Source organism: Saccharomonospora iraqiensis subsp. paurometabolica YIM 90007, from assembly GCF_000231035.2.
Lineage (GTDB): Bacteria > Actinomycetota > Actinomycetes > Mycobacteriales > Pseudonocardiaceae > Saccharomonospora > Saccharomonospora paurometabolica.
In genome coordinates this window covers 11,951-15,338 of sequence record NZ_KI912249.1, presented here as the reverse complement: position 1 = coordinate 15,338, position 3,388 = coordinate 11,951, and the positions used below count along the sequence as shown (strand labels likewise).

The 3,388-nt window shown below is 70.3% G+C and carries 3 protein-coding genes; 2 read left to right on the top strand and 1 reads right to left on the bottom strand.

All coding sequences use genetic code 11. The features are described from left to right. Window positions 1-379 precede the first annotated feature (379 nt). Window positions 380-1,276, top strand: coding sequence for a helix-turn-helix domain-containing protein (locus SACPADRAFT_RS0215985; protein ID WP_040924461.1), 897 nt, complete (start codon window positions 380-382; stop codon window positions 1,274-1,276). Window positions 1,277-1,698: 422 nt separating this feature from the next. On the opposite strand, the gene SACPADRAFT_RS34055 is transcribed toward SACPADRAFT_RS0215985, so the two are convergent. Continuing rightward, a complete protein-coding gene (locus tag SACPADRAFT_RS34055) occupies window positions 1,699-1,992 on the bottom strand; it encodes a helix-turn-helix domain-containing protein (RefSeq protein WP_007026996.1) in 294 nt (97 codons plus the stop codon). A gap of 594 nt (window positions 1,993-2,586) precedes the next feature. On the opposite strand from SACPADRAFT_RS34055, the gene SACPADRAFT_RS28150 reads away from it, so the two are divergent. Then, window positions 2,587-3,388, top strand: an 802-nt coding sequence (locus SACPADRAFT_RS28150; RefSeq protein WP_007026995.1) for an IclR family transcriptional regulator, incomplete at its 3' end; no start/stop codon positions are given.

Below are 3,388 nucleotides of genomic sequence, written 5' to 3'. Positions count from 1 at the left end.
ACACCCGTGCGCCACGGCGCGCGGCGCCGGGTCACCTCCCCCGCTCCCGCGCCCGCGAGGTGGCCGGAAACGCCTCCCGGCCGGCACCGCCCACCACCGGGAGTACGGACGGCCCCCGGCCACCGGAGACTGGTACATACGACGCTCCAGAAGGTCGGTCCTCGGTGCGTGGCGCACGTCGCGCGCCTGCTCGGTCCGGCGACGCGGCCGTGCGCAAGGGGGTCCCCACGGCCGGCGCCACCGGGGGCTAACGTGACAGGTGTCCAACTGTCCGTAGCCACGCACACTGTAGCGCGCTACGTATGTACCGCGCTACACCGCGGCGTGGCCCGTTCGGGTGACACGTATGGGTGTCGCCCGGAGTCGAAAGGTGGGGCCCTTGGTCGAGGTGAGCCATGTCGTCGCGGAATGGGCGTTCACCCTGGGACTGAAGCGACTGCGCGAGGCCGGCGAGAACTCGAACCAGAGCGAGATCGCCAGGAGGATCGGGAAGAGTCGCGCGACCATCGGGCACTACGAGATGGGGCGGTACCTGCCGAGCCACGAGAGCCTGGACATCATGCTCGACGCGTACGGCCACCCCGAACGCGCCGGGTACTACCGGGAGCTGCGGGACCGCGTGGAGACCCGGGTCCGGGACTGGTGGGAGGACCTGTTCCCGGACGGCTTCCCGCCCTACCCGCTCGCGCTGCTCGCGGGAATGGAGTCCTCAGCGGTCCGGATGCACGTCTTCGAGCCGAATGTCGTGCCCGAACTCCTGCGCACACCCGAGTACGCGGAGCACGTGGTCCGTGCCGGACTCCCGACGCACGACGCGGAGTCCCGCGCGCGGCACCTCCGCATGTTGGCCGGACGTCAGGAGGTGCTGGAGCGGGACGAGCCTCCCGAACTGCAGTGCGTCGTCGAGGAGGCGGTGCTGCGTCGCACGGTCGGCAGCGCCGAGATCCTCGCCCGTCAGGTGGCACACCTCGAGGAACTCACCCACGCCCCGCACATCGAGATCCGAATTCTCACCGACGGCAGCGCGGGTGCGTGCCCGGCGGCGGGTGCCTTCACCGAACTCGTACTCCCGTCGGAAGCCATCCGGGACTTCGGTGAGGTCGTCTGGGTGAGCACGCCCGTCGACCGCATCCACCACGAGTCCAGCGGGGAACTGGACGTCTTCCACGCGTTGTGGCGTGCGGTGGCCGGCAACGCGCTCTCGCCCGAGGACTCCCGCGCATTCCTCGGTGAGGTCGCCCACGAGCTACGGCACCCTCCCGCGCGCAGCGCCTGAACGGGCCGCGGCGGCGCTCACCCCGATTCCCGGGGTGGGCGCCGCTGCCGCGGCAGCACGACCCGGCCCGACCGGGGACAGAATCGCCGCGCCGACGCCCCGGAGGGCGGAGCGGTGCGCCCACACCCGGTTCCGCTCCGGGCGCACCGGAAACGAGCGCCCGGACAATTCCGCGACCCGCACGGATCGCGACCGAAAACGAATCCCATACCGCCCCTGCGCTCTCGCGGTCATCACATCGTCCGGATCCGGCGGCGCGGCCCGGCCGGAAGGGGAAGTCCGCGCCGCGCCGCCGTGTCAGCCACCTTCGTGGGCGGGTGGTGAACGGTCCCGTACCCGGTGGCCGCCGTCACTGTAGCACGCTACGTAGGTAGCGCGCTACGCCGCGGTGGTCGCGATGGTGTCCGCGGAGAAAGGGCCGGTCAGCGCACCGTCCGCCCGTACCGGACCGCCGCCGCGAGCTGATCGGACGGCACGTCGAGCGCGAGGCTCAACCACTGCCGCCAGTACGGACCCGGCACCCGCTTCCCCCGTTCCCACCGCGCGACCTCGTCGCGACTGACACTGGAGTTCCGGGACAGCTCGACGAGCCGGTCCGCGAGCTGGTACTGGGTCAGTCCACGCAGCTTGCGGACCCGACGGACGAGTTCCCAGACCGGCTCGGCGTCGCCGTCCTCCGGCAGGGTGGCGCGCGGGCGGGTGCCGGAGGGGCGCACCGATCCCGACTGGGTCTCACGGAGCGTGGTCGCGGGAAAGGCCGGTGTGGCCTCGGGAAAGGGCGGCGTGGCCTGGTGAGGCGGCGTGGCTTGCTGAGAAGACACGGCCTGCTGAGAAGACACGGCCTGCTGAGAAGACATAGTCATGAGGAGTACGGGGTCCGGGGACGAGTTCGGGGGACGCGGCACAGACCGTTGGCCATCGGCCAAAAAATGCGGGACCCCCAGCCGCGTGGCTGCACCACGATCAACACACCTCCAGTTTCGGACACGGACCGCGACACCAACACCACCAAACGGGCTATCTTGCACTCCGCAATTTGCACCGACCCGGCCGGGTGGGAAACGCACACGCCGCCGACCGTCCAACCCGTACTCCTCCCCGGAATCACTATCGTTGGCGACGGCGATTCGTTACAACGGGCTCCGTACCGCGCACCCGGCGGCGCCGGAACGCGGATGTTCCCCGTCGATTCCGCGACATCGTGGGACCGGCCGCACCCCGGCGACTTCGTGGCCCCCTGCTCGGAAAGGTCCGGACCGGATAGGCTTTTTCGTCAACAGGCGATCCGTATTCCACAGGGGAGCATCGGCGTGTCGGGACGGCGCAATCAGGGAAATGGGACCGGGGACGAGACCGTGGTGTCCGGCGAAGAACGGGATTACACGGTCCGCGCGGTCGAGCGCGTCTGTTCGATTCTCAACCTCTTGCAGGAGTCGATCGACGGTGTGTCCCTGATCGATGTCGGCCAGGCGACCGATCTGCCCAAATCGTCCGCATTCCGCTATCTGTGGACACTGGAGGCCCACCGCTACGTCGAACGGGACGGCAACACCGGGCTGTACCGGCTGGGACTCGGTTTCGTCGGCATGCAGTCGCGGCAGCTGGAGATCCTCCGGGAACGCGCGCACCCGTGGCTGGAGCGACTGCGGGACGAGTTCGAGGAGACGACCACCCTCGCGATCCTCGACGGCGACCACGTCATCCACGTCGACATCGTCGAGAGCCGGCACCGTGTCCGGTTCACCTCGGCGCGGGGCGCCCGGGACCCGTTGCACTCCACCGCGCTGGGCAAGGCGATCGCGTCCCGGCTCGCGGAGGCACGGGTGCGGGAACTGCTGGAGCACACCGGTATGTGGGCCCGCACGGAACGGACCATCACCGCCGTGGACGCCTTCGTCGACGAGGTCGAACGGGTGCGCAGGGACGGATACGCGGTCAACGACGGTGAGCATGAGTCGGACGGACGCTGCGTCGCGGCCCCGCTGCCCGGGACCCGTCTCCCCGCGGCCCTCGGGATCAGCGCGCCCGCGGCGCGCTTCGCCCCTGCGGACGCGCAGCAGGCGGCCCGCAGACTGATCGAGGTCACGCGGGAGATCGCCGCCCAGCCGATCC